Source organism: Enterococcus hulanensis (assembly GCF_005405485.1).
In the GTDB taxonomy this organism is placed as follows: domain Bacteria; phylum Bacillota; class Bacilli; order Lactobacillales; family Enterococcaceae; genus Enterococcus_A; species Enterococcus_A hulanensis.
This window is the reverse complement of sequence record NZ_BJED01000023.1, coordinates 1-25,431: the sequence shown is the minus strand read 5'-3', so window position 1 is coordinate 25,431 and position 25,431 is coordinate 1. Positions and strand designations below refer to the sequence as shown.

The following is a 25,431-nucleotide window of genomic DNA, read 5'->3' as shown; positions in this document are numbered from 1 at the left end:
CGCCAACACCTCTCCAATAACCAACTTCATTCTATCGTTTAAACTTCCAGATCAAACCGATCATTGAAACCAATCCCATCCCTAAAATGGATAATCCATTTCCTACAGTTTCACCCGTATTAGGTAAAACTTTTGTGGAACCATCCGCAGCTTTTATAGAAATATTTCCGCCAGGCAAAGCGGTTACTGCACTATTAATGGGTGTTAATCCTGCTGGAGTTTCTTTATACGCTACACCATCTTTAACCGATACAATTTGTTCTCCCGTATCGGTTACTATAGGTGTTTCTGGCGTAGGTTGATGAATAATCTCTCCAGCCCCATTCTCAGGTGCTACCGGCTCTTTTGGTTTCTGTGATTCTTTCGGCTGCTCTGGTTGAATCGGTATTTCGGGTTGAGTCGGCTTTTCTGGCTCCTTGGGTGTTTCAGGAACTTCTGGTTCTATTGGGATTTCAGGTTCGACAGGAATTTCGGGTTCAGTCGGAATCTCTGGGTCCGTTGGTTCTTCTGGCAGCTCTGGATCAGTGGGTAATTCTGGATCAGTTGGTAACTCTCCGGGTAATTCTTCCTCCAATCCATCTGACGCTGGTAAACTCACCAGTGGTATTTCTGAGTCTGCAGTCGCTAAATTTTGCTCACTGGCATTTGCCATCTGACCTCCAAGCTGCAGCCCACACAAGGTCATACTTGTAATGGCTAATAAAGTAATCCTTCTTTTTTTCATATCTTGTTTTCTCCATTCATTAAAAATTTATTTCCAAAGAAAAATTCGTTATAGACTCATAATGATTCATAAATAATTGAGTTAATCCCGATACTATTTCCGCAACTAGTTGGACATGATCTTCATCAGGATAGATTTCTTTGCACTGCTCAATCACTTCTTTGGTACACCACCGCATAAATTGCTTTCTTTTTCGCTCTCGCTCATTGATATATCGAACTCGTTGCCGTACATATCGTTGATACATTTCTGGATCATCTTTAAAATGAATCTTCATTTCTTTTGGTAATCCAACAAATGGTTGAATTTTAGGTTTCATCGTTGCTAACACATCCTCAATCAAGTGTCGGAATTCTTGAAACTGAGAATGGTCATACAAAACCTGGAAATTTACAATACTATATGGGATCATCATTTCGCCATCTCAAGGGAACTCTTTGAGTTTCAATTTTGGTAATCTCGGAAGAATGGTAGTAAAAGACACGTCCATTTTCTTCTATTCCGACAAAAGAATGATCGCTGAATAATTTCGCTACTAAGTCTGCAGCTTGATAGTTTGTATAGTTGGCATAGAAGGTGTAACAAGCGAAACGGCCGTCTTCAAATTTTAGAAGCAACTCATAGCGATTTCTCTTGAATCCTCGTTTCCAAGACAGCTTGTCTTTCCCCTGCAGCCACACAAATTTTGATCCTAAAACATAGAAAATCACTTTCACTAAAGCAACCACAATCCCAAATAGAATAATGATTAGAATCATTTTCTCACTCCTCTAGATTTTTCTTCATATACACGGAGTAAAGATCAAGAAAGTCGTCGGCCAATTGCTGGATCACATAGTTCTGCAGAAATCGATTGTTCTGAATGCGCATCATCTCATAGCCCTCAGTAAAACGATCCTCCTCTTCATATCGTTTGATTGCTCGGTGTTGTTCACTTTGTAGCACAAAGGCAAAATCAGTCGATCCAAAAATTGTGACCGAAAGTAAGCCGTGTGACCGTAAAAGTCCAACATATCTTTCTGCAAAATGTTCCGCATTCATGATATTTTTTTCTCGCTCTTGAAACAGGCACTCACGAGCAATAACCGCATTGGTCACACTATCACTCAAAAACCGATAGTCAGGCGGCCTCTTTTGTTCGACTTCAAATTGTCGGTACAACAACCAGGCATAACGATACTCTGCTTGAAGATACTCTTTTTCTTTTGGAAAGAACTCATCAATCGAACACAACCGCCGAATGGCTGATTCAAACAAGTGCAGGTAATGTTCAATAAATTCCTCTTCTAAGATTGGCTCTCCAATAAACTCCATTTGTAGGTTCACCTCCACAAAAAAGTGCCTTAAATAAAGACTCGTTAAACAAATGATTCAGATTTAATTGCCAAATAACACGCTTTGCGGATCAATCAATAGGCTTTGAGAAAGGCTGTTATCCTTACAAAGTTCAAAATGAAGGTGGCTCCCTGTACTGTTGCCCGTACTTCCCACATAACCAATGATTTGCCCTTGTTCGACTTGATCCCCAGGCTGAACAATATACTGTTGCTGGTGGGCATAAAGAGTCGTCATGCCATCCTCGTGGTCAATGACAACGACATTGCCCCAACTGTAATGGTATTCTGCTTTTGTGACTCTGCCTTTTTTACTGACATGGATTGGTTCGCCTGGATTTGCAGCCATATCTAACCCTCGATGGAATTCTGAGCCACGGTTTCCATATGGACTTGAAATTGTGTACTGATTCAATGGAACTTTATAGCCTGCAGCACTAATCGGTGCACCTTGAATCTCTTTGTCATATGTGGTCAGATCATAGGTTTCAATCAATCCGTTTAGCTTTTGATTGTAGTGTGTATCTGTCGCATAACGGCCTGTCAGAAACTTTGTTGCCTCTTGGTAGGTAGCTGCATTCGATTTCCATACACCTGCATAATAATTTGAATCACCTGTAAGACCTTCTTTTAACAAAATGGCGTAGTCGTTGAAGCAATCTTCATAGTTCTCATAGACTCGAAAACCCGCTTGCGTCACATAAAGAGTGCCGTTCCCTAAGTCTTCTTGTGTTGCCATTGAAACAGATTTTCCGTTGTGTGTCCCCTTGATACCAAACAGATTATAGTTCGGTGCTTGGGCCAATTGGCTTTGACCAGAGGCCGATTCCAAGATTGCTTGAGCGATCATGACAGACGCATAAAGGCCTTTTTCCTGTCCAATTTTTCGAGCAGGCTCTCCGATTTTCCGAATAAAACTATCGACTGATTCATCCTTTTCAAAGTGAATCGCTCCATTTTGAGTGACACTCCTAGATGGTACAAAACGGGATAAATCGACTGTTGCTTCTTGATCAATTATCGTTTGTGGTGTTGGAACTTCTTGTGGACGTTGTTCAACCGCTGGCTCCTTCTGAGGAACACCCTGTTTTATATCTACTTTTGGTTTCTCTTTTTTCGGTGGTTCTTGGCTACTAGATGTTGTAGACTCTGAAGGTTCCGTCACGCTGCTAGAAGATTCAGCGCTTGATTGACTACTCGAAGTGGTGCTGCTTTCACTCGATTCTGCAGTAGAAGACTCACTGCTTGAATCGTTGCTATCTTCTGTTGACTCCGTTGTTTCGGTAGATTGCTCCACTTGTTCGGTTGTTTCTTGTATGGATAGACTTTCATGTGCTAACACATTCAATGGTATTGAAAGAAATGCCTGTAAACTAAGCATTAGTGCCGAAGCAATGGTTGAAAATTTCTTCATTTAATCATCCCCTCACTCAATCCTGTTGTTCATCATGTCATCATATTTCCCAACACTTAACATAGTCATTATTGCTGCACCTAATATCGTTCCTGCCATAAATGCTAAAATAATCCAAAGCATAATAATCTCCTCCTAATTTTTTAAAACTCAACCTGTTTGCGAGTTGCTATGTGTGTTGAAATAAGTAATCCCACTAAATAACTAATTCCCATCAAAAAAGGGAACTCATTTAATACAGTAAATAGATAAATACAAAGTGTTTGAATAGGTGAATACCTAGTTTTTTGTCTCTTCAACTTTGATTCTTTTTTCGCTTGTATGTGAGCTTTTGTTTTACTGGATTTGTTTTGTGAACTAATCAATGTATCATCAATGACTAAATGACTTTCAACTAATCCCAATCCAAGTTTGACCTCAGCACTTGCTTCACTCACTGGATAGTCCTTCAAAAATTCTCCTTGAACAACCGCTCGGTTGGACGTATTGTTCCCACCTTCACATCGAATAAGCGTAAGGACTGCAGGTTTATCACCCTCTGGAATAGCCAACAGATCACCCCGACTTGCTGGTACGACTTCATTTTTTGTCGCTTGATACTCATACACATTCGTAAAGTCAGTCGCATAAATGATTTCCTGCAAAGAAGTCTTTGGTAGGTTTCCAAGAGTTCCGCCTCCTTGAACCAGATTGTGAGCCAAGAGAACGTAATTATCTTTGGATAATTGTTGATCCTTGTAGTAGGTTCCAACACCGACCATCAAGTTTTGATTCGCCATCCCAGCCAGAATTTTTGAGTGAATATTTGCACTCGGAATAAACAAGGCACCTATGCCCCACTGATTCAGGATTTCTGTATAGTGCAATTGAGCTTTCGCATAGGTTTTTGGTGTAACGGGCTCAATTTGTCGTGGACAATAAACGGCATTCTTTATTTTTCGTTTCTGCTTTTCTTTCGTTTCACCATGGGATTCAATAGGATAGGTTAGTTGTTCTGCCTGCTCATTCGCATGAAGCAATAACTGATAGCCGAAATAGCTTGCCCCAAAAACAATGAGTCCCAAAAGAATCCATAAAAAAGGAACGATTCCCCATATCTTTTTCACGCTTTCCTCCTTAGAAAAAATCAAGCGCCCTAAAGAAAGGACGCTTTGAAAAATTCTTATTTCTTGTTTTGACGTTTCTTATTCACGACTACAAAAATGGTTCCTGCAATCAATACAAGACCTAAGACTAACCAGGTTGTTGCGTCCCCTAGTGATCCAGAAGTTTGAGGCAATGTATTTGTTGGGCTCATTGGTTTCGATGGCTCAACGGGTTTATTGATAGTAATAGTTTGGCCTTTGTTGTTGAAGTCTTTTTCAGAAGCCACAACCTCATCATTAGATGTTGTTTCCTCAAAAGCAACCAATTGAATCTTATTGTCCTTACCGAATAATTGTTGAACCGCCACATCTTCAATTGTGACCGTAACCGATCCCGTTGATTCTTTTGGTGTAAATTTGATGGTTGAAGTGAGTTCCTTTCCATCAATCATGACAGGTTGTTTTGTACGTGGGTCCATCCAAATGACTTTTTGTCCATACTCTACACCAAGCGTTAAATCTTCAAAGCCGACTTCATCTGTTAGGGTTACTTTACCATCAGTGGTTACTTCTACTTCACCATTGACCAGCGCCTTTGTCCCGATCTTAGGACTTCTTACTTTCCCTGTTTGTTTCTCATTATCAATCGTCTTTTCTTCCGCAATCGGTGTGTCATTGATTGAAAGCTGCTCATAAGCAACTAAGATTTTTCCATTCGCCGCAGACAAGTCCGCTTCAAATGGTACATCGATATAACCTTCTAGTAACTCAACCTCACTCAATGTTGAGAATTCCGTTGCGTCTTCTTGATCCTCTTCTGCTGCTGGGACTTCTGCATCCACAATTTCTTCTGCAGCCATAGGCTTAATCGCTTCTTTTGATTCATCCGAATCGTTGCTTTCTTCTTTCTCTTTTCCACTATCGGCTTCTTTTTCCGCTTCTTCTTTTGCTAGATTTTCATAGTATTCTTTTGCATTGATGGTAGAAGTCACTTCACCATCAACTCCTGCAACCACTGTAATTGATCCTGTAATGATCTCTCCATTCGGGTCTTGGAACTCTTTTTCCGTTTCACGATCCATCACAGATAAATCAAAGGTATAGGTTTGACCAGAAATCAAATACTTATAGAATACACGGTCAAAACCTTTCACTTTTTTCAATGGATCAGTCAATTTGGTTTCATTGCTGTTTTGATCATAGAAGAAAAACTCAGTATGAATCTCAGGAGCCACAAATTGAATCGACTCTGCTTCATTCTTCAAGTCATCATGGCGAGCCACTTCTTCCCATGACTCGGTGGAAGGATTGTAAAATTCTAATACGTTCGTCCAAACACCTTTTTTACCATTCATGCCTGTTGCGTCAAAGTCTAAATAAATATTCTTCACAAATACTGGTTGTTTCGCTTCGAACTCATTGACTTGCTTCAATGATTCTTCGCCCAATTGTTCACCTGTCCCAAATTCGACAAAATCACTCGTTAATCGTAATTTCGCATTGGTAGGTGCTTGGTTGGCTTGAATCATGACTTCATCCCGTAATTGTTGGCCCTTCATTGGATTGACAAATTGAGCGCCATCTTGATTACTCGCTTGAGAAGTCATCCCAAAGTTTAACGTTGGGTTATTCACATTAATGGTGTTCTCACCAGACTTAACCACTAAAGAACCTTTAGAGTGTTCAGGATTAATATAATGACCTTTAATCGTTTTCAGTTCTTCCCAATCGACTTTTGTATTGTGCTTCAAGTCATTGGTCACTTTGATCATCCCGTTTTTGTCCGTCTTCACTTTATGATCCTTGCCATTGTAATGAAGATTGAATTCCACGCCTTCTAAATTTTTCCCTTTATCGTTTTGTTTGATTAGGGTTAGATTGGCATATCGTGGATTGGTAACGTTGATTGTATTGGAACCAGATTTAACGACTAGCGATCCTTTGGCATTCGCAGTGTCAATATAATGACCAGCGATTGTGGCGGTTTCTTCCCAATCCACTTTTGTATTGTCCTTTAGCTGATTCAACACATTGATTTGACCGTTTTTGTCGGTCTTCACTTTATGCTCTTTCCCGTTATAGGTAAGTTTAAATTCAACACCCTCTAGGTTAGTGCCCGCATCGTTCTTTTTATTCAAGGTCAGATTGGCATAACGAGGATTTTTCACGGTAATCGTGTTTGTCCCTTCCTCAATTGTGACAGTTCCTTTGGAAGCAGAATCAATATAATGGCCTGCAATGGTAACTGTTTCTTCATAATGAAGTTCTGTTCCGACCTCATAATCAGGCGTAGTGAGTTCACCTTTATTATTGGTCTTACTCGTAGTCGCTTTTCCATTTGCAGTAAGCTTGAATTCAACACCTTCAAGTGCCTTACCAGTGTCATCGATTTTTTTCAACAGTACCTTTCCTTTTGGTACTTCTGGTGGTGCATTATGGAAAACATAGATTTTTTCTGCAGGGGATTTCGCTTTGATCTCAGAAATCATGTTGTCTCCTGGATCATAGCTATGCCAGAACTTGTTGTCACTTGAAGTGTTTCCCCAGAAAAAGCCAATATGGCAATCGTAATTCGTCACTGATTTATCGGGTTCAAAGTAGATAATATCGCCTTTACGCATCGTGCCACTTGCCAACATTTCAGATACTGAGTTGTAAGTATCCCCATAAGTCGTTGAACGTAACACATCACGCCAGTTATAGGCATTCGCAGCACCACCGAAACCAGAGCTGTTGTTGGTGATTCTTGAGATATCGCCACCAGCTCTACGAATAACTGTCGCCACAAATCCTGTACAGTTCATCCCAGGTCCATAACTTGTTGGTGCTCCGTTGGGACTCAAACAATAGGCTTCATCGGGGTTCAGATACAAACCACGGTAAGGTGTGCCCAAATAGAAGGAATCATTTTGATGGGCGGTCAATTCTGCAGTAATCGCATTTGTCGAAATACCAAAGAATGTTGGTAGATCAGGAGAAAGTGCTCTCGCTCTTGGAAAAAGCACTTGTTCTCCAGGAACGCCTGCACCAGAACCATAGACACTACCATCCAAGTCTACTTTTTCTTTTTCACTGTTGTCTTCACTAACAGATTCAATAGTCTCTTGTTCTTTAGAACTCTCAGGAACCTTTGATTTACTGGTGCTTTCGATAGTCTCCTTAACAGATTCACTTGTTGATTCAGGTAGCTCCTCTTTTGTCGAATCTGTGGTTTGTTGTTTCTCCTCATGCTTTTGTACTTGTGTTGTCTCAGTGCTTTCTGCATAAGCAGTAATCGCATTGAAGGGGATTATCTGAGTAAGCAGTGTCACGATCATTACAAGTGAAAAAATAATTCTACTGATTTTTCTTTTCATAAACGTTCCTCCATAATAGTTTTGTTGTTTTTTTCCTGTTGGAATGATTAAGGACTTCTATTTCTAATTCGATGAAAAGCAATCACCACCATTTTTAGACAAAAAAATAGCAACGTCTATGAATGGAATTCTTAGAACGTTGCTATGGATAATTTATTCTGTTTTATATATCTTTACTGCAATAAAAGAATCTTGTAGATCAACAAACCTATCTTATCGGAGATTATATAATTGGTTAGTATGCAAAATTAATTACAAATCTTTTAGTTCTTTTGAACAAATTAGAGACAAGAACTCTTCTGGGCCAGATTCATCTGTTTCAAATAATTTTACAGAAAACTCTCTCCACTTAATGCTTCCTTCCTCAACAAAATTTCTTCTTATGTTTCTAACTGTACCAATTGCTTTATGAGCAAACTGTATAATATTTTCTCTATTACAATAAAATAAATCTGTTGCATGAATTCTCGCTTTCTCATCAATACTAGAGGAATTTGAGATAAATAATGATATTACTTTAGTATCAGAACTAACACCTGGCTGATTTGCTTCTATCCAATTAATGTGACTTGCTGCTTGTCTAACATTATTGATTGAAATTTCCTGATCAATTGATTCGAAAATCTTACACTCTGTTACTATACAAAGCTTGTTTTCTAACATCCATCGAGGATCTGGATCACCACTATTCTCACTATTAATGCTCATATATCCTATTAACTTTCCAAGATTTACTAACCCTTTCTCAAATACCTTTCCGTCGGAACTACTTAAATCGCAAAATACCTGTGAAACTTGAGTTTCAAATTCTTCATTTTGCTTAAAAAGTTTCGTTGCTACTAGTTGTGATTCAATATTGCTAGCTGCAATTGTCGATAAATCTCTATTTTCAAGTTCTGTAGTAGAAGAAGTCAAGTATTTTTTCTGATTCCTAAACCATCGAATAGTACTTGATAATGTAGCGGCTTGCTCAAAAAGGCTATTAGCCTTTTTGATATATACCTCCACGTTATTTACTTGATAAATTAGCATATTTACAACACCACTCATATAAATCCAGTATGCTTTATACCCTTTTAGTTCGCCACCATCTAAAAGGGGAAGTATCCGATCTATCTCCTGTAGGGCTTCCTCATATTTTCCATTCCAAAGATGGTATTGAAAATTCACTTCATGAGTTGCCGACTTTCTAAGGCTTTCCATATATTTTTCTGTTGTCTTCCATTCATCGCTAACATCAGATAATAGTATTTCATCTCTTTCAGATATAATTTCCGATTCTAAATCTGACCAATCTTCTCCTTGTTGATATATCAAGTTAACGTTATCAATCAAATCCTGAATAGAAGACTGGTTCTGACTAATCATTTCAAATCCAACATTAATTTCTGCGGTTAGTTCTGGCGTAAATCCCTGAGTCATCTTTGAACTGAGAAGAGCATTTTCAAGATCATCTCCAAGAACCACCACTACCGAATAGTCAGTGTCTGATCTAGTACACCTACCTACAGCCTGTGTAATTCTTGTCTTTATTCTCTCCGTATAAAGAATCCCTGTGGCTAATTTTGACTTAAAAAATTTCTCTTGATAATTTACCGTAGTCGGCAAATTATACAACATTAACATACGGCATTTATCTCCACCAAGATCTATTCCATCAAAACGATTCGCAAGAACAGCCACTCCATTCTCCACGTTTTCGAATTCACTAAATGAATTTTTCAAATCTTCCTTCTGATAGATATTTTGTACTGCTTGTTCAATCAGCTTTTCACTAATATTCCTTACTTGCTCGTCACTTTCTGTGAGAATGAGGCTACGCGGTTGAGTCATGCTAAGTTTGGCCATAATTTCAAACTTTGATTCCTCGTTAAATGAGGCCCCAGGGAAAACAAAATATCTTCTACCAATTGTAGTTATGGAATCTTCTTTTTTTAAATTAAGTCTTTTTATTTTTGAAACACCCATCGATCTTTCAAGTTCTCCACTGTTCCCTAGAGTTGCTGACATATAAATCCTTTGCTTGGGATTTGAAAAGGTGTCCAAACTTTGAGTCGGAGGTACTACTGGTCTTATATATATGTCATTTTTACTCAAATAGACATTACATGCTAAAAGATTATTTCTGATTTTTGACCAAGAATAATACATATCAGTATCCTCAACATAGTTATCAATTTGAGTCTTTATTGAGGACTCAATTTCTTTCAACTGGAGTGCTGGAACCAAATCGCACCAATTTTTGTCCTCTTCTGTTAAATTTTCGCTCCACATCCTATCGTAATCTGATTCAGATATGATTGATTTCATGGTAGCTAGAAGTTGATAGAATAAATCTTTATCAATATAGCGATTAATATTTAAAGTCCAATTATTCGCTATATATCCATCTGCGCTATGGGTATCATCAAAAATTAATACGTCAGCATTTTGAAAATAACTATTTGCATTAAAAATAGAACTGTAATTTGTTACAGCCATACTTGTACTACGTAAGTATTCTGATTTGTCCTGTGGATTGTACTCCTTTTTTGAGCCAGTAAATGTTGTAACCGATATTCCATATTTTTCTTCTGCTGTTTCTGCAACTTGATTTACTAATTGATTATTAGGACAAACATAAACAACCTTCTCGTTATATTTTCTTCTTCTAAATTCTCCAATGAGAAGTCCAATTATTGTTTTTCCACTACCAGTAGGCAATTCAATAGCAACATCTTTACTCTTAAAGGCCGTCTGCATGTATATATCTATCATTTTTGACTGATATGCAAGAGGCCCTTCAATTTTTCTCTTTTTATTGTCTTTAAACATTTCTTGAGGTGTATTAAAATTTTTATTATCTTTATTTCTTGTGTTAAAAGCCATTCGTGTCCCTCATTTCAAGTCTTTTTAATCGTGCTACAAAATCATCAAAAACATTATATCACGATAGTTATGAAGGTTACATTAACTTTAACAAAGATATTTAAAAGTTATCTTATTACCTAAAAGTTAATTCAAATCCTATAAATTCAAAATCTTAAATTTAAATGCTCATTTGAATTGTAAAATGATTACAAAGTATTTATGAATTTTGATTCATTGATATTTGTTCAATTTACTAAAATTCAAGTGTTTTATGTTCTTTAGTTTACTTGATTAATTTTAATCAAAAAGAACTATCACTTGCTTTGCTTTAAAATCTTATTACATTCATCCATAATCACTATTCTCAAATGACATTTTTCTGCAAAATCAATTGGGATCAACTTTTCAGCATAAGCAGAATTGATTTCTATTACACGAATCTCTCCATATGCCCAAAGGCCTTCCCAAAATTGATCTGTTACCTGCCATTGTCTCTTTTTAACATAGTTCATGAAGTACGTCCGCTCTTGGTCCACCTCTCTCAATCGTTCAACTACTTGACCAAGTATCGGATCATAGACTTTCCTTTTGAAAATCCCATCCAACCACTCAAAGGTGACGGGATTATCTTGCTTTTTTAACTGTTCTCGTTCTTTGATATATAGGTTTCTGAATCGTTCGAAAAATGGTTCAAACGTTAAGTCTTTGAATGGATTGATTTCAAGATAGTTGGTTAATTTTGATTTGTACCAATGATAAATTTCACCAAAGAAAGCTTGGCATTCTTCTATAGTCTGCAATAAATCATTATTTCCTTGATGAAAAGAACCTACATAATTTATTCTTGTCATTTAGCTAAATACTCCTCTATTTCATAAAGCACCCCTCAGTAACATAGGTAATCTCTCCATTCATTCGGATATCTCGACCAAGAGCCTCCGTATCAATGTAATAGATTAATTCTTTTGGTACAGAAATCAGTCCCTCATCTACCCAATAACTACCTAGTTTTTCATCCGTATCCACATCTGGTAGAAAGGTCACATCCTCGTGATTTTCCAACAAGTCTTCTTCTGAAAAAAACAAATCACCAATGAGTATCTTTGCGTTATCACGTACTTCGCTTGGTAATTCCGAATACAATTCATAGCGTTCATTTAGATAATCCAAGCCATCGTATTCGTGTATCATAAATGGGGCTTCATAGTCTAAAATAATCGTTTCTTCTTCGGATTCGTTTAGCCCTAATTTACCTACAATTTCAGAATACTCCACTGGTAAATCAAACCAATCGCCTTGAATGGTTCCGCCAACATATTTGGAAAGATTCGCAATATAAATTTTTGCTTCTATCAGATTCACTCCCTCTCTATACGAAAGTATTTTCTATCAGTATGACCGATCCCTGGTAAAAGGATTCTTTCCCATACTTACCTAAATCAACTAATTCTTCTTGAATGCGATCTTCTGTTAGTTTATGTTGCGATTCCTCACAGACGGCTTGTCTCATTGTTTCTTGCACATCAAGTAGCGAAACCTTTTCACAACAGACCTTTTGATGATAAATTTCAGTAACGCAGTTTGCATAAACACCTAATGACTTTACGCCAATTTTTACCGCTACTAATGCCTGCACAGGCATAGCGAATGAATAAAACTCAATCAGACTCAAATCACTAGAAGTCACTTGCCAACGTAAGTTTTCCAATTCGAGTTCGTAACTTTTTCGCACCTCTAACAGACGGGTAATTTCTTGCCATGCTGGATCACCTTGGTGTTCTCCTCGCTTTAGCTTTCGTTCAATCAAACTCTTGGAATAATTGAACGTACTTAATTCCTTGATTCGTTCATCAATAGCCGTTAATTGTTTTTGATAATACTTGATTCCTGAATAAACATAAGCCTTCTTATCCTCCAATCAAATCACCTCCTGACGATTGAAACCAAGTGAGATAATTTTCCTTGTCTTCACTCAATTCCACATTTTCAATGGTGGCATTGACGAAATCACGTCCCGACAATTCATCCACTATTTTTAACAGCTTTAGCGTAGGAGCGACTTGTGTTTCAAACCAGCGCTCCGCTCGTTCAATGGAAAACTTCTCTGCTTTCATCGAAAAATTTAACTCTCTCACCGTTCGAAACATTTTGGCCCAGCGTTCATTGACAATTTTTGATTCGGAATCCAATAGATCAAAGACGGTTAATTTGTCATTGATTAGTCCAGCACCAATCTCACCAAGATTTGTCCCAGTAATAAATCGTTCTATGACATTCATGGCCTTTTCTGACGCACACCGCAGCTCATACCGATTGTAAATGCCATATTTCAATAAAGCTTCTTCCACTGATATCCGTTCACGATTCGCTATCTCATAGCGCTTCTCATAGAAGTTGAAGAATAATGGAGACTTTCTTGAACCAAAATAGAGGGACAGCCCTTTATTTCTAGCCATCCCTGATTCGGTATAATATCCGCCATAATTTTCAAATAGTTTGAAGCTGTCTTCGATCAGTCCTTTATGTTCTTTCTCCAAAATAGAGAATAAATCAAAATACTCTTCATCTTCACGCAGCCACATTTCATCAATGGCAATATCGAGTCGGCTGCATTGCACACGACCATAACAGCTTTCCATCCTTCCTTGTTTTTGCCAAAGCTGCAACAAATACTCTTGCCAATCTGTTTGTCGCTCCTTCAAGACAAGTTCGTATTCTCGACAACCTTGACCTGAAAATTGGACCAGCACATTTTTTGTTGTTTCCTTCGTATGCCAAAAGACCCAAATATTTCCACGTACAGAAACTTGGTCAAACATATAGAGTCCTGTTGAGCGAGTCTCAAATTCTAATTCATTCATCCCTAATACGGATTGAATCACGTCTTTTGGATCAGCCTCGAAAAAGGACAAACGCAAATAGTCAATCATCACTCGCATCTCTATGCCGTGTTTCATGTACACACGAAAATAGTCATCCAGCCTTTGTTTCACTTCTGTAGATATTGGACGCTTCCCTTGTTCCATTTTTTTGTAATAGGATAAAGAGATCGCCAATATCTGGGAAAATTTATGTTGTGAGACGGGTTTTACCTTTCCTGTTTGTTCATTGGATAACCCAAATTTATAGCGATAGTTTCGTAATTCTTTAGGCTCCAATTGTTCCACACCTTTTATAAATAACGAAATCATATTTTTCACAGTGATTGAAAAGGGTATTTAAACCCTTGATAGGACTTGTTTTTCATTTTTGTGTCCCTTCAAAATCATCAAAAAGGACACAAAACGTCATCTTCGATGAGCCTTGTCCTATCAATCTTTCTGACACTTTTTTCTTTTCGTTATTTTAATTCTACCCCCCCTATTAGATACTGGGGGGTAACGGTTTAGGGCAGGCGCACTCATGGCGTGAGCGTTTGCCCTTGACATAAGCGGCTGACGCCGCTGTCAGTGCAAACGCCACGCTCGATTGAGTGCATGGCTATGCTGGGCATAGTTCCCCACCAGTATCTATGTTGGCTAGTAGTTGGTTAAAAAATATTTCGTTCCATGGTTAATCGTTCATCGAGTTCTTCTGGTGACAAGAAGGTGGCGAAAATAGCCGCTGTTAACTCCTTCTTTTCCTTATTCCTCAATGAATACAATTTTTTCAGTAGTTGAATATCCTCTTCCTTCAATAAAATCTGAACAACAGGAATGCCATTTCGCAAAATACTCTTTCGTAAAAAATGATAGGTGGTTCGTTTTTCAACTTTTGCGATCCATGAATATAAGGTTCGAGCAGAAAAGTTTGGATCAATTAGTTTGGCAGCCGTTTTTACTCGGTAGTATTTTTCACTCACAGTCCGTCACCTCCTTGATACAGAACAACACAAGCTACTCGATCGTAATGTTTTCCAATTGGTTCAATCGTTCTTGTCTTTCCTTTTGATATTCTTCTGAAATCAGCTTTCTTGTCTGCAGCTCATCTTCCTCGTTATACATGGCATCCATCAATTCCTGATCCTTTTTCGTAATTCGCATCGCATCAAAATCAAGCTCGATCATTCGATCAAATTTATCGAACTCCGTTAAAAAATCAAAGTCATCGGGAACAAATGGACTGTACAATTCTTGAGGAATGCCTTTACCGATATCCAAATACCCTCTACCGACACCAGATTTATTAACGAAACTTTTATTTTTGTTGTCGTCGTAGGGTAAGTACCCAGCGCCTTGCTATATCTCTATAGCAGGTTTCCAAATACTCCCCTCCAAACCGTACGTACACCTCTCGATGTATACGGCTTTCCACTTGTTTAATCTAGCTTGCCAGCGTGCAATTTCACGTGACAGTTATGACAAAGAATCAGTGTTTTTCTCCTTCTTGCTATCATTACTTGTTCCCATTGTTTTTTTCCTTTTAAATTTTTCAGCTTCCTAACATGATGAACTTCCATTCTACCTTCGGTTTCTTTACACCATTCGCATCTGTTGGCAGTTAGCCGTTGGGTTAATTCCGTTCGTGACTTATAGATAATCGTATCTGGAAAGCTGTCAATTTTAGAGGATCTGTTTACTGTTTTCTTTTTGGGAAATCCCTCATTATATAACAAACGATAGTTTGTTCCTTGCCTCGTTTCATAAGGAATCATGAACTCGCCATTTTGCTTATATTTTCTAAGAATTTTAGCGATAGACGATTGATACTTTGCAGCTAATGTTTTAAATAAGCTATAGCGCATTACGTACATGAACGAATTTAGCACATTTGTATTGCTAGCTAGGCAAAAATAGTTGTAAATCCCACGAATTTCTGCATTGTAAGTACTTAAAATTTCAATATCACTTAAATAGATGAGTGTTGCTCGATGCTTTGGCATCCATGACCCATCTTGTCGGATTGTAATTGTCCCCAATTCTTTTAATTTGTTAATCCATGTTTCTTTAGGGATGTAGAGTTTACACTTATAGGAGTAATAGCGTTTTTTTATACCGTTTTTATCTCTCTTGACTGCTTTATCTCTACTTACGACTACGTGATAACCTAAAAATTTCGCAAACTTTCCAGAATGAGTAATCAATGTCTTTTCCATTGAAAGTTCTATTTTCAATTTTTCTTTTAAGAATCGTTGTATATCACTTTTGATAGTTTCTGCATCTTTTTTTGAACCTATCAGACCAATAATAAAATCATCGGCATATCGAACATATTTGATTCTTCGATAACTTTCATCAAAACTATCTGAATAAGGTAGTTGTATTAATTGATCATGCATAGCCTTCAACTGATCTATGATTACTTGTTTCTCTGTATTTGTTAGTTGCTCATTTTTTAGTTTTTTCCTTAGCCAATACATCTTCGATTCAAGCCGTTTATAGCTTTCATCTTTTCTCCGTTTTTTACCTAGTTCAAATGATGCTTTATATTCCTCCATGTACTTATCCAATTCATTCAAGTAAATGTTTGATAAGATTGGTGAAATGATTCCACCTTGCGGTGTTCCACTATAAGTTTTATTGAATTTCCAATCTTCTAAATAGCCTGCACGCAAAAACTTCCATAATAGACGTAAGAATCGATGATCATTAATCTTTTTGCTCAATAATTGAATGAGAATATGATGATCAATGTTGTCAAAGAAAGACGAAATGTCGCCCTCAATAAACCACTTACTTCCGTTAAATGTATTGGATATGTCTCCAAGTGCAGTATGGCAACTTCTATTAGGTCGAAATCCATGTGAGGAAGAACTAAATTCTCCTTCATAAATAGCTTCCAAAACCATGCGAATAACTTCTTGAAGAAGTTTATCTATAAAAGTAGGGATACCTAGTGGTCGTTTCTTTCCATTCTTCTTTGGAATGTAAATACGTTTCACTGGTTTAGGTTGATAGTTTTCTGATTTTAGAGATTCAATCAATTTTTCTATTTTTGTCAGATTAAAACCATCAATTGTTTCGCTAGAAACACCAGGTGTTAAGTTGCCACTTTTTGAAGCGATATTCCCATAAGCCATAATATAGAATTCTGGATTGTATAGATTTCTGTAGATTCTTTCAAACTTATAGTCTTTTTGCTTTGTTTTCTTTGCTAGATTGTTTAGAATAACTTCTGGATTTCTCATAGAGCCTCACGCTCCTTCCTTAATTATTTAAACGAAACAAGCTGATTCCCTTCGCCATGTACTAGGCTTTCCCTAGCTCAGACTACTACGAAATCTCCGTTACCTTATTGGATATTCAGTGCCATCGCTCTTGATTCCTCTTGAGCTTTATCACCATGACTGGCATTGCACATAGCTCTTACGAGCATTCCAACTTAGGTAATCCCCGTTTAGTGCCTGTAATAATAACTGCATAAAATTTCGGATGTGGGTTTCATCTGTATTCTTCTTTATAGAAGTTCTCGTTGTTAGAGATACGTATGTTATAGACTTCGGGCGATACCTATAACATCTAACAACATACAACGTATCTAACTATCTTTCGTTGTAGGGATGACTGACTCAGACAGACCACCATTCAAGCAGTATAGCTTTCATCCTTGTTTTTATTTTTTAACTTGCCAGCTCAGTCGTGGATAGATAGTTTTCCAACTTGCGGCTTTACCAACATGCTACACTCCCTGCTTAGTTTCCCTTGCAGATAAGTTGGTTGTTAATAGAGTAAAAATTCGTATCTTATTCTCTAGTGTGTTGTTAGCACACAATCATTACAGGCCCGTACGGGCGCACTCCGTAGGTCATCTTGTACCCAAGCTCAGATAATCGACCTAATGAAGCCTTTGCGAGTAGATTATCTCGTAGTCCATTGGGTAAATTTTGGGCATCTGGCCGCTGCAAAGCAATAATCATATAGACTCCTGCTTGACGACCTTGTAAGATCAATGGCATCAGTACCTTCAAGACTCGTTCCGTTTCTTTGTAGTCTAGGGTAGTAAAAAAGGCCGCCCATTCGTCCACGATCACAACGTATGGAGGCATCTTATAAAAAGCATAGTTTTTTCCCATAGTATAATTTTCATGTTCACGCATATATTTGTAGCGCTTGATCATCATTTCCAGACTGTCCTCTAACAAGCGGAAAATCTCTTCTTTTTCCATCACAACATGCCCTTTAAATGCAGGAAGTTCAGCTAAAACACCTAAGTCAGACCGTTTCGGATCAGCAATCTTTACCGTTCCAATTTCCATAAACACCTTGATTAATGTGTAAATGAAATAAGTCTTACCACCACCGATTCCTCCGCTTATCAGCATATTTGGCATTTTATCGTAGTCCCAAAAGACTCCTTTCATCAGCTCGATTGATCCATCTTTTGCTTTGACTTCTCGAATAGACATTCGGCGATCTTTTGTGTCCAATAACAGTTTATAAGTTACAAGCATAGGTACACGATCCACTTCAACTAGATCACCTAAAAACAATTCTTCTAGAATTGATCCCATTAATAGGAACTCCTTGTGGTGTTTTCCACCTAATTTGAATGTGAAACAATCCAGGGAATCTTTTCTTCGATAATAAACACTTGGTGTTTGAAGCAATTCTTGCGATCCGCTTTCTGTCTTTTTCTTTTTTATATCTACCAAATTATTTTCAATCAGATATTTCAGCAACCATTGGCATCTTTGAATCCTGCTGAAATAACCACCTTTCAATCTGGATTGCTTAATAACTGATATGGAAATACAGACATTTGAGAGTAGTAAAAACAAACCAAGTGTTCCTGCAATCGCTATTTGTTGAAAATATCGCTGATTCCCATTCACATAAGATATGATTTCTGCCTGCCTTGTCCAGCATAACCAAATAACCATAGCAAATGATGGAAGAGAAAAAAGAAAGGTGTACCATACATTTAAGTATTGATAATACAGCTGAAGTCTCTTTCCTTTGTAGGAAAACAAACTCATTTAATGATCACCTTCCTTTTCAATTGAACTCCACCTATTTTTTCTTTTTATTGTTTGAATTACTTTGGATTGTTTCCGCTGCTTTTTGATCCGATACTCTCTTCAATCCATCAGCATAAATATCTAGCTCATAGTACTCACGGTTTCCATCTTGAGCCGCAATGTAAGTTAAGTGAAATTCTGGATTTACCAGTTCAACAGCCTCACGCCATTTAAAATTTTCAATTTCAGCCGTTGGTGGAAATGTGACACGACTTGAAATCTTTCGTTTATCTCCAAAAATCAACTCTGCCCTTTTTTTAGTGATCTCACCAGTGCTTTGTCGGGTTTCTTCATCAAAGCCTAAAACGTGATCTTCTAATGAACTAAAACGGATCGCTCCCAAGCTAGAAACATCTAAAGCTGCAGTAATATTGTTGTTGTCCTTAAATTTTAATACCATACCTACACACCTTCCTTAACTGTTACGCCCGATAAATAAAGAGAGAAGTCTAAATAACCGTTTACTGAATTGATCATTCGACCATCATCATTGGTTTCTCGACTTGTAATACGAACTTTATCAGGGACTAAGTAAGCCTCTTCGAACTCGACTTCGACTTCTCCTTCTGGTAAAGCTGCGGCACTTTTATCAACGACAATTGGTAAAGCACCATGTTTTTCCGAATCACCATAAAATTTTACATAGCTACCAAGAACTCCATTTACCTCTTTTGGTGCTTCCTTGAACTGTGTACCTAGAATGAAGATTCTACCGACCCATTCTTTTTTCACTTTAATTTTAATTAACTTCAAATTTTTTCCTCTTTTCTTTTGTGTTGACCTAAATTAATTTTTCCAAACAAAAAAGAGAATCAGCTTTTCACCAATTCTCTTTCATCTTTATTTGAAATTTTTAGTTAATTTCTCAACTTTTATAGTTCTGTAATCAAAGCCTATCTCATTCATTAAATCTTCCCACGATTTACCTGTTCTTCGCATAATCGTATCTACAGAAGGTAAAGTTTCTGATTTGACTCTTTTTCTAAACTCAGTCATTGATAATGATTTTTCTAAACCTAATCTGACTATTTCTCGTCTCAGTTCAAAAAGAATCTCAAAATCGGAAATCGTCTCCTTAACTTGCCTTTTAAAAAGGGGCTTAATATCTCCAAACCTTTTTTTCAAAGTATCTAGTGAAGGAACATTCATGTTACCTGCACTTTTTCTTTCATATTCTCTTTGGGAACGAATTACCTCTGAGTTGATAAAATTTCTAACTATCTCTTCTAAATCTTGATCAGACATTTTTGACCAGCAATATCTTTCATTTCTACTTTCACCTAACTGGATCAACAATTTATCCCAAGAACCGAAACGTTCCTGAATACACCATACACTAGGAACTTCTTTAGGATGTTCTTTCAGCTTTTGCTGATATTTTCTGACTGAATCAATTTGATATTTTTCAATAAAACCGAGAATAATCTGCATTAGCTCCAAATCATTTTTCTGCTTCCAAATCACTCTCTTATCGTCTACTGTCATAATAAAATTTCCTCTCAACTATATTATAGAGAATATAGTCCTATCAACCTTTTCAGCAACCGCAAAGTATGCAATGGCTTTTGTCTCCCTTCTTAGCAAGCCAACCTCAGTACTTGCTAAATTCAGAGGTTCGTATTGGTATTTTCGTATGACTTTTGTCGTCAGTCAAATCTGTAAATTTAACCCTCTTTTGACTACATGTATCGTCAAAATGGGGCAATCTAGGACAATTACAGACAAAAACACCTGATTTTACGATTTTTAGGTATTCAGAGAAATAGAAAAAGCCCTTGATATACAAGGACTTTTCACATTCGAAATTTGATAGACAGAATTTTGCTTTCTTATCTTCTGATTTCTTTGATACGAGCTGCTTTTCCGTGTAATGCACGCAAGTAGTAAAGTTTTGCACGACGCACTTTACCGTAACGAACAACTTCGATTTTTGCAACACGTGGAGTGTGTAGTGGGAAAGTACGTTCCACACCAACACCGTTAGAGATTTTACGTACAGTGTAAGTTTCGCTGATGCCAGCTCCACGACGTTTGATTACAACGCCTTCGAATAACTGGATACGTTCGCGAGTTCCTTCGACAACTTTCGCGTGAACGCGAACAGTGTCCCCAGGACGGAAAGCTGGGATATCAGTACGTAATTGTTCTTGAGTTAGTTCTTGAATCAATGGATTCATTTTTATCATTCTCCTTATTCCAAACATTCTTAGGACAGCTGCCCCAGCGGAATATCGTATAATAGATGAGCTTTACACTCACCTGAATATTCTAACAGAGGATTTTCTATCTGTAAAGACAAAATTCTTGTCAGAAATACTTTATTTTAGTTTCCGCCGTGTCTTAATGAACTTATCTCCCGCAAGTTCAAAGGATTTTCCGCTAACATCAATAGCTAATCTGCGAGTGAGTACAGCATTTTCTGTAACATTTACTAGAAAATGGCGGCTGTTTCTTTCTATTAAATAATACTTACTCGCATCTCGCCAATGATCCTGAACTTCTTGAATCCCCGGAAATAATAAGAAATCCACCATGTTCTCTTTAGTCGTCATCTTCCTTCTGCGATACAATTCTCGAATGGCACCAGCATCTGGGAATTTTTCTAAAACTACTTGATCTTCTCTTAAGGCATTTCCTTTAGGCATAGGATATTGCTCGAGTTCAATCGGGAGTTTCATTACATGTTCTTGAATTGATTCTTCTTCACTTACTAGGTAATCAATACTCACTTCAAATAACTGGGCGATTCGTTTCAAATTTTCGATATCTGGGATACCGCGATTCGTCTCCCACTTCGCGATCGCTTGTCTGGATACTCCCAACTTTTCTGCTAACTCTTTTTGCGATAAATCATGTTCCGTTCTCATCATTTGAATTTTTTCTCCACTTAACATTTGCTTTCCTCCATCTGATTTCTTGATCCCATCATACAATGAAATCCACAGCAAAAGGAAGATTCTCTTTGTAGCAAGTGGGTTACGAAGCGTAACAACGTGATTTTCCAGCGGTTTTCTTACTAATGAACGGTAAAAAACAAGAATCGCAAAAAAGGAAGCCCCACTAATCAAGGACTTCCTTCAAAAATTATTGTTCTTCTTGCTTGATCTCTATTAAAAATTTTTCCATCTCTGGCGTTAATTCCAAGTTAGCCAGCATATCTGGCCGGCGTAAATACGTACGGCGCAATGATTCTTTTAATTGCCATTCCTCGATCAATCGATGATTGCCATTCATCAAAACTTCCGGCACACCCATGCCCTCAAATTCTGCGGGACGTGTGTACTGGGGATGTTCCAATAAACCGGTCGAATGCGAATCTGTTTTAGCAGATGTTTGATTGCCTAAAACATCTGGCAATAATCGAACAGTCGCATCGATCATGACCATCGCACCAAGCTCCCCGCCAGTCAACACATAATCTCCTAACGAGACTTCATCGGTCACTAATGAACGAATCCGTTCATCATAGCCTTCGTAATGTCCGCAAATAAACACCAGTTGTTCCTCTTGCGAAAATTCTTCCGCCATTTTTTGGTTGAAGGGCTTGCCTGCTGGATCAAGCAGGATCACACGTTTTTTCTGATTGCCGGTCTCCGCTTCGATCGCCTTCAAATTATCATAGATCGGTTGAACCTTCAGCAGCATGCCTGCGCCGCCGCCATAAGGATAATCGTCCACTTGTTTGTGCTTGTTGTCTGAATATTGACGGAAGTCATGGACATTGATCTCCAACAACTCTTTCTCAACAGCTTTTCCAATGATAGATTCACCTAATGGTCCCTCGATCATTTTTGGGAAAATGGTCAATACATCAATCCGCATCGTCCAACAACCCTTCTGGAATTTCCACGTGAACAACGCCTTCGGTCAAATCAATGTCCTTCACAACTGATTCAATGTAGGGAATCAATGCGTCTTTTTTGCCTTTACGCTTGACGACCCAAACATCGTTTGCCCCTGGAGATAGAATCTCAGTGATTTTGCCGATTTCCTTCTCCTCTTCGTCAACGACTGTCAGACCAATGATTTCATGATAATAATATTCATGCTCATTCAGTTCCCCTAATTGCTTTTCAGAGATTTTTAGAATCCCATCGCGAAAAGGTTCTACTAAATTGATATTCTCATAGCCTTCAAAGCTCAGTAAATCAAAATTTTTATGTCTGCGATAACTTGCGATCGTCAAAGTAAGAACATCCTGATTGTCACGGAACAAGAAAAGCTGCTCTCCGACTTGATAACGTTCTTCCGTAAAATCAGTAGTAGAAATCACGCGCACTTCCCCACGAATTCCGTGAGTATTAACGATCTTTCCGACTTTATAATAATTAGTCACGAATCTTCCTCTTTCTGTTTCAACTATTTTGCCATTGAGACAGCCATCTTCAGGCTGCTCATTGAATCACTGTTCATGATTGTATAAACGGTTTGATTATCTTGCCAAACCACACTATTTGATTGGAAATCGCCAGGTGCTACCCGTAATGAAATTTGTCCAGCATCTTTAGGAACCGGCAAGAAGGCACCTTCAAGGTATTCAACGGTTTGTTTTGCTAACGGAACAGGATCTTCTTGTTCAAGATTATTTGCCCGCACAGCTAAACTCCAATTGCCTTCTTTCCACATAATGAAGCTCGAACCAGCCCCAGCACTGCGATAGCCAGTAATGTTGTGCCCTAAATCAACCTGCTGACCATTTGGATCATAGGTTTGCCCAACTTCGTTTTGAGCTGTTTCCTTTGAATCAAACGCCTTGCGTTGGAATTGAGCAACTGGTGTTTGGTCATTTAGCGCCGGATCATTAAAAGGCGTCTCTTCATTCACAACATAATAATTGACCTTCAATGTTCCTTGCTCCTCTGAAGCAGTGATACCGATTTGTTTCCCTCCGCTGATTGTTGCAGGATCAGGAAATTTATCATTTGGATAATTGGCTTGCAGCTCATCCATCGCCGACATCGCATGATTGCCATGAGACGAATCTGTTTTTGTTGAACTGGTTTGCGTCTTTGTATTTGATGTAGTTGACGAATTTTTACTTGAACTATTTTCTGAAGTGGCTGTAGTTGCTTTCGAACTTGTTTTCTCAGTCGCTGCTGCAGTCGACTTCGTGGTGCTATCTTTTGAATCATTATTTCCCGAATTACAAGCAGCCAAAACAAACAATGCACTAAACAACAACAAATATTTTTTCATATTGGAACACCTCCACCCATAGTTTACCGTATTTCTAACGAAAAAACACCCGAATCAAACTGACTCGAGTGCTTTGCTTTATTTACCATCCACGATGTTAAGACGAACTTTTTTCGGTCCATTAGTCCGAACACTATACACGATCGTACGGATCGCTTTTGCAACTCGGCCTTGTTTCCCGATAATTCTGCCGATATCTTCAGGTGCAACCGTTAAGTTGTACTCTAAGAAATCTTTAGATTCTTCGATCTCTAATTTCACTTCATCAGGTTTTGTCACCAAAGGGTGGACAATGGTCAACACAAGGTTAGTTAAATCTTGCATATTTGATCACCTTATTTCTTAGCGAATTTAGCGTCGTGGTGTTTTTGCATGATGCCTTCTTTAGAAAGGATGTTACGAACTGTATCAGAAGGTTGTGCACCTTTTTGTAACCAGTTTAAAACATCTTCTTCTTTTAATACGACTTCTGCAGGGTCTTTCAAAGGATTGTAAGTACCCACAGTTTCGATAAAACGTCCATCACGAGGAGAACGAGAATCAGCAACAACGATACGGTAGAAAGGTTTCTTTTTAGAACCCATACGTTTCAAGCGAATTTTAACTGCCATTGTATAACTACACCTCCATATAATTAATCACAAGATGTAGTCTACCACGCTTTTGGGTAGCTGTAAAGAGTTTTTTCTTTACAGTCTGATTTTCCTCTCGAGTCGTATTGTTTGCAATGGTTACTTATTTTTTGTAAGCTATATTCATAGCATAACAAACGTAATGTTATTACACATTAGGAGGAAATATTATGACAAAAACAATTGGTATCTTAGTAGGCAGTCTTCGTAAAGACTCTTATAACAAAATCGTCGCAAAACAATTTGCAGAATTATTACCGGAAGGATTCGAAGCAAAATTTATTAAGATCGATGATCTTCCATTCTACAACGAGGATCTTGAAGTAGAAGGAGCTGCTCCTGAAGCTTGGACCCGCTTCCGTAAAGATATTAACGAAGTGGATGGTTTATTCTTTGTAACACCTGAATACAACCGCTCAGTTCCAGCCGCATTGAAAAATGCTTTAGATGTTGGCTCTCGTCCAATGGGCAGCAGCGTTTGGGGCGGCAAACCTGGTTTAGTAGTGACCGTTTCACCTGGCGGCCCTGGTGGATTTGGTGCAAACCATGCTTTACGTCAATCATTGGTCTTCTTAGATGTTCCAACTCTCCAACAGCCTGAAGCATATATTGGCGGTATCATGAACTTAGTTGACAATGATGGTCATATCGCTGACGGTACAGTCGAATTCTTCAAGACAATCACTGACAAATATATTGAGTTCTTCAATAAATTAACTAAATAATTAATGCTGAAAGTACCTGCAGAGATGCGGGTATTTTTTTGCTGTCCACTAATTTTACTTTACGCTCTGCTTCACAACAAAAAGACCTATCCGATCAAAGAGAAAATCTGTAGTGACCCCAAAAAGTTAGACTTTTTTCGGAGTGGAGAAATCCACTCTATTTTTTTGTTGCTTTTATT

The 25,431-nt window shown here is 37.9% G+C and carries 27 protein-coding genes; 1 reads left to right on the top strand and 26 read right to left on the bottom strand.

Annotated elements, in window-relative coordinates:
• Positions 1-31: 31 nt before the first annotated feature.
• From FFR60_RS19955 to rpsP, 26 genes are all read right to left on the bottom strand, one after another.
• Positions 32-724: an LPXTG cell wall anchor domain-containing protein gene (locus FFR60_RS19955; protein ID WP_137665526.1), complete on the bottom strand. Its 693-nt coding sequence runs from the start codon at positions 722-724 to the stop codon at positions 32-34.
• Between the two features lie 19 nt (positions 725-743).
• Positions 744-1,139 carry a hypothetical protein gene (locus FFR60_RS19950; protein ID WP_249355050.1) on the bottom strand — a complete coding sequence of 132 codons (396 nt, stop codon included), beginning with the start codon at positions 1,137-1,139 and terminating at the stop codon, positions 744-746.
• Positions 1,123-1,482, bottom strand: coding sequence for a hypothetical protein (locus tag FFR60_RS19945; RefSeq protein ID WP_137665525.1), 360 nt, complete (start codon positions 1,480-1,482; stop codon positions 1,123-1,125). Before FFR60_RS19945 ends, FFR60_RS19950 begins: the two co-directional genes overlap by 17 nt.
• A gap of 4 nt (positions 1,483-1,486) precedes the next feature.
• Positions 1,487-2,038, bottom strand: coding sequence for a hypothetical protein (locus FFR60_RS19940; RefSeq protein WP_137665524.1), 552 nt, complete (start codon positions 2,036-2,038; stop codon positions 1,487-1,489).
• Between the two features lie 63 nt (positions 2,039-2,101).
• Positions 2,102-3,472 (bottom strand): glucosaminidase domain-containing protein, encoded by a 1,371-nt coding sequence (locus FFR60_RS19935; protein WP_137665523.1) that lies wholly within the window; start codon positions 3,470-3,472, stop codon positions 2,102-2,104.
• A gap of 143 nt (positions 3,473-3,615) precedes the next feature.
• Positions 3,616-4,578 (bottom strand): class A sortase, encoded by a 963-nt coding sequence (locus FFR60_RS19930; RefSeq protein ID WP_137665522.1) that lies wholly within the window; start codon positions 4,576-4,578, stop codon positions 3,616-3,618.
• A 56-nt stretch (positions 4,579-4,634) separates the two neighbouring features.
• Entirely contained in the window at positions 4,635-7,913 is a 3,279-nt protein-coding gene (locus FFR60_RS19925; protein ID WP_137665521.1) for a VaFE repeat-containing surface-anchored protein, read from the bottom strand.
• Positions 7,914-8,165: 252 nt separating this feature from the next.
• On the bottom strand, positions 8,166-10,781 hold the full coding sequence (locus tag FFR60_RS19920) for a DEAD/DEAH box helicase family protein (protein ID WP_137665520.1): 2,616 nt from the start codon (positions 10,779-10,781) through the stop codon (positions 8,166-8,168).
• Between the two features lie 296 nt (positions 10,782-11,077).
• Entirely contained in the window at positions 11,078-11,614 is a 537-nt protein-coding gene (locus FFR60_RS19915; protein ID WP_137665519.1) for a hypothetical protein, read from the bottom strand.
• A gap of 16 nt (positions 11,615-11,630) precedes the next feature.
• Positions 11,631-12,125 carry an antirestriction protein ArdA gene (locus tag FFR60_RS19910; RefSeq protein ID WP_249355049.1) on the bottom strand — a complete coding sequence of 165 codons (495 nt, stop codon included), beginning with the start codon at positions 12,123-12,125 and terminating at the stop codon, positions 11,631-11,633.
• Between the two features lie 7 nt (positions 12,126-12,132).
• Positions 12,133-12,681 carry a hypothetical protein gene (locus tag FFR60_RS19905; protein ID WP_137665518.1) on the bottom strand — a complete coding sequence of 183 codons (549 nt, stop codon included), beginning with the start codon at positions 12,679-12,681 and terminating at the stop codon, positions 12,133-12,135.
• Positions 12,671-13,930 carry a replication initiation factor domain-containing protein gene (locus FFR60_RS19900; protein WP_249355052.1) on the bottom strand — a complete coding sequence of 420 codons (1,260 nt, stop codon included), beginning with the start codon at positions 13,928-13,930 and terminating at the stop codon, positions 12,671-12,673. Before FFR60_RS19900 ends, FFR60_RS19905 begins: the two co-directional genes overlap by 11 nt.
• Positions 13,931-14,292: 362 nt before the next feature.
• Positions 14,293-14,604, bottom strand: coding sequence for a hypothetical protein (locus FFR60_RS19895; protein WP_137665516.1), 312 nt, complete (start codon positions 14,602-14,604; stop codon positions 14,293-14,295).
• Positions 14,605-14,638: 34 nt separating this feature from the next.
• A complete protein-coding gene (locus FFR60_RS19890) occupies positions 14,639-14,902 on the bottom strand; it encodes a hypothetical protein (RefSeq protein WP_249355048.1) in 264 nt (87 codons plus the stop codon).
• Positions 14,903-15,060: 158 nt separating this feature from the next.
• Positions 15,061-16,869, bottom strand: coding sequence for a reverse transcriptase domain-containing protein (locus tag FFR60_RS19885; RefSeq protein ID WP_137665515.1), 1,809 nt, complete (start codon positions 16,867-16,869; stop codon positions 15,061-15,063).
• Between the two features lie 573 nt (positions 16,870-17,442).
• Entirely contained in the window at positions 17,443-18,192 is a 750-nt protein-coding gene (locus FFR60_RS23020) for an FtsK/SpoIIIE domain-containing protein (RefSeq protein ID WP_249355047.1), read from the bottom strand.
• A 499-nt stretch (positions 18,193-18,691) separates the two neighbouring features.
• Complete coding sequence (locus FFR60_RS19875; RefSeq protein WP_137665513.1) at positions 18,692-19,099, bottom strand: DUF961 family protein; 408 nt, start codon at positions 19,097-19,099, stop codon at positions 18,692-18,694.
• A gap of 2 nt (positions 19,100-19,101) precedes the next feature.
• Positions 19,102-19,452, bottom strand: coding sequence for a hypothetical protein (locus tag FFR60_RS19870; protein ID WP_137665512.1), 351 nt, complete (start codon positions 19,450-19,452; stop codon positions 19,102-19,104).
• 87 nt (positions 19,453-19,539) lie between these two features.
• A complete protein-coding gene (locus tag FFR60_RS19865; RefSeq protein ID WP_137665511.1) occupies positions 19,540-20,184 on the bottom strand; it encodes a hypothetical protein in 645 nt (214 codons plus the stop codon).
• Positions 20,185-20,528: 344 nt separating this feature from the next.
• Entirely contained in the window at positions 20,529-20,876 is a 348-nt protein-coding gene (gene rplS / locus FFR60_RS19860) for a 50S ribosomal protein L19 (protein ID WP_010746105.1), read from the bottom strand.
• 141 nt (positions 20,877-21,017) lie between these two features.
• A complete protein-coding gene (locus FFR60_RS19855; protein ID WP_137665509.1) occupies positions 21,018-21,593 on the bottom strand; it encodes a helix-turn-helix transcriptional regulator in 576 nt (191 codons plus the stop codon).
• A gap of 190 nt (positions 21,594-21,783) precedes the next feature.
• A complete protein-coding gene (trmD, locus tag FFR60_RS19850) occupies positions 21,784-22,521 on the bottom strand; it encodes a tRNA (guanosine(37)-N1)-methyltransferase TrmD (RefSeq protein WP_137665508.1) in 738 nt (245 codons plus the stop codon).
• Positions 22,511-23,035, bottom strand: coding sequence for a ribosome maturation factor RimM (gene rimM, locus FFR60_RS19845; protein WP_088932885.1), 525 nt, complete (start codon positions 23,033-23,035; stop codon positions 22,511-22,513). Before rimM ends, trmD begins: the two co-directional genes overlap by 11 nt.
• Before the next feature lie 23 nt (positions 23,036-23,058).
• Complete coding sequence (locus tag FFR60_RS19840; protein ID WP_137665507.1) at positions 23,059-23,895, bottom strand: membrane lipoprotein lipid attachment site-containing protein; 837 nt, start codon at positions 23,893-23,895, stop codon at positions 23,059-23,061.
• A 78-nt stretch (positions 23,896-23,973) separates the two neighbouring features.
• A complete protein-coding gene (locus FFR60_RS19835; protein WP_086303600.1) occupies positions 23,974-24,219 on the bottom strand; it encodes a KH domain-containing protein in 246 nt (81 codons plus the stop codon).
• Positions 24,220-24,230: 11 nt separating this feature from the next.
• On the bottom strand, positions 24,231-24,506 hold the full coding sequence (rpsP, locus tag FFR60_RS19830) for a 30S ribosomal protein S16 (protein WP_088932887.1): 276 nt from the start codon (positions 24,504-24,506) through the stop codon (positions 24,231-24,233).
• Positions 24,507-24,697: 191 nt separating this feature from the next.
• Between rpsP and FFR60_RS19825 the strand changes: the two genes are divergently transcribed.
• Positions 24,698-25,252 carry an NADPH-dependent FMN reductase gene (locus tag FFR60_RS19825; RefSeq protein ID WP_088932888.1) on the top strand — a complete coding sequence of 185 codons (555 nt, stop codon included), beginning with the start codon at positions 24,698-24,700 and terminating at the stop codon, positions 25,250-25,252.
• The last annotated feature ends 179 nt before the right edge of the window (positions 25,253-25,431 follow it).

What these genes read in the sequence shown, in the direction of transcription:
- FFR60_RS19955 (WP_137665526.1), bottom strand. Translation starts at nt 724, where the DNA reads ATGAAAAAAAGAAGGATTACTTTATTAGCCATTACAAGTATGACCTTG.
- FFR60_RS19950 (WP_249355050.1), bottom strand. Translation starts at nt 1,139, where the DNA reads ATGATGATCCCATATAGTATTGTAAATTTCCAGGTTTTGTATGACCAT.
- FFR60_RS19945 (WP_137665525.1), bottom strand. Translation starts at nt 1,482, where the DNA reads ATGATTCTAATCATTATTCTATTTGGGATTGTGGTTGCTTTAGTGAAA.
- FFR60_RS19940 (WP_137665524.1), bottom strand. Translation starts at nt 2,038, where the DNA reads ATGGAGTTTATTGGAGAGCCAATCTTAGAAGAGGAATTTATTGAACAT.
- FFR60_RS19935 (WP_137665523.1), bottom strand. Translation starts at nt 3,472, where the DNA reads ATGAAGAAATTTTCAACCATTGCTTCGGCACTAATGCTTAGTTTACAG.
- FFR60_RS19925 (WP_137665521.1), bottom strand. Translation starts at nt 7,913, where the DNA reads ATGAAAAGAAAAATCAGTAGAATTATTTTTTCACTTGTAATGATCGTG.
- FFR60_RS19920 (WP_137665520.1), bottom strand. Translation starts at nt 10,781, where the DNA reads ATGGCTTTTAACACAAGAAATAAAGATAATAAAAATTTTAATACACCT.
- FFR60_RS19915 (WP_137665519.1), bottom strand. Translation starts at nt 11,614, where the DNA reads ATGACAAGAATAAATTATGTAGGTTCTTTTCATCAAGGAAATAATGAT.
- FFR60_RS19885 (WP_137665515.1), bottom strand. Translation starts at nt 16,869, where the DNA reads ATGAGAAATCCAGAAGTTATTCTAAACAATCTAGCAAAGAAAACAAAG.
- FFR60_RS23020 (WP_249355047.1), bottom strand. Translation starts at nt 18,192, where the DNA reads ATGGGATCAATTCTAGAAGAATTGTTTTTAGGTGATCTAGTTGAAGTG.
- FFR60_RS19875 (WP_137665513.1), bottom strand. Translation starts at nt 19,099, where the DNA reads ATGGTATTAAAATTTAAGGACAACAACAATATTACTGCAGCTTTAGAT.
- FFR60_RS19865 (WP_137665511.1), bottom strand. Translation starts at nt 20,184, where the DNA reads ATGACAGTAGACGATAAGAGAGTGATTTGGAAGCAGAAAAATGATTTG.
- rplS (WP_010746105.1), bottom strand. Translation starts at nt 20,876, where the DNA reads ATGAATCCATTGATTCAAGAACTAACTCAAGAACAATTACGTACTGAT.
- FFR60_RS19855 (WP_137665509.1), bottom strand. Translation starts at nt 21,593, where the DNA reads ATGTTAAGTGGAGAAAAAATTCAAATGATGAGAACGGAACATGATTTA.
- trmD (WP_137665508.1), bottom strand. Translation starts at nt 22,521, where the DNA reads ATGCGGATTGATGTATTGACCATTTTCCCAAAAATGATCGAGGGACCA.
- FFR60_RS19840 (WP_137665507.1), bottom strand. Translation starts at nt 23,895, where the DNA reads ATGAAAAAATATTTGTTGTTGTTTAGTGCATTGTTTGTTTTGGCTGCT.
- FFR60_RS19835 (WP_086303600.1), bottom strand. Translation starts at nt 24,219, where the DNA reads ATGCAAGATTTAACTAACCTTGTGTTGACCATTGTCCACCCTTTGGTG.
- rpsP (WP_088932887.1), bottom strand. Translation starts at nt 24,506, where the DNA reads ATGGCAGTTAAAATTCGCTTGAAACGTATGGGTTCTAAAAAGAAACCT.
- FFR60_RS19825 (WP_088932888.1), top strand. Translation starts at nt 24,698, where the DNA reads ATGACAAAAACAATTGGTATCTTAGTAGGCAGTCTTCGTAAAGACTCT.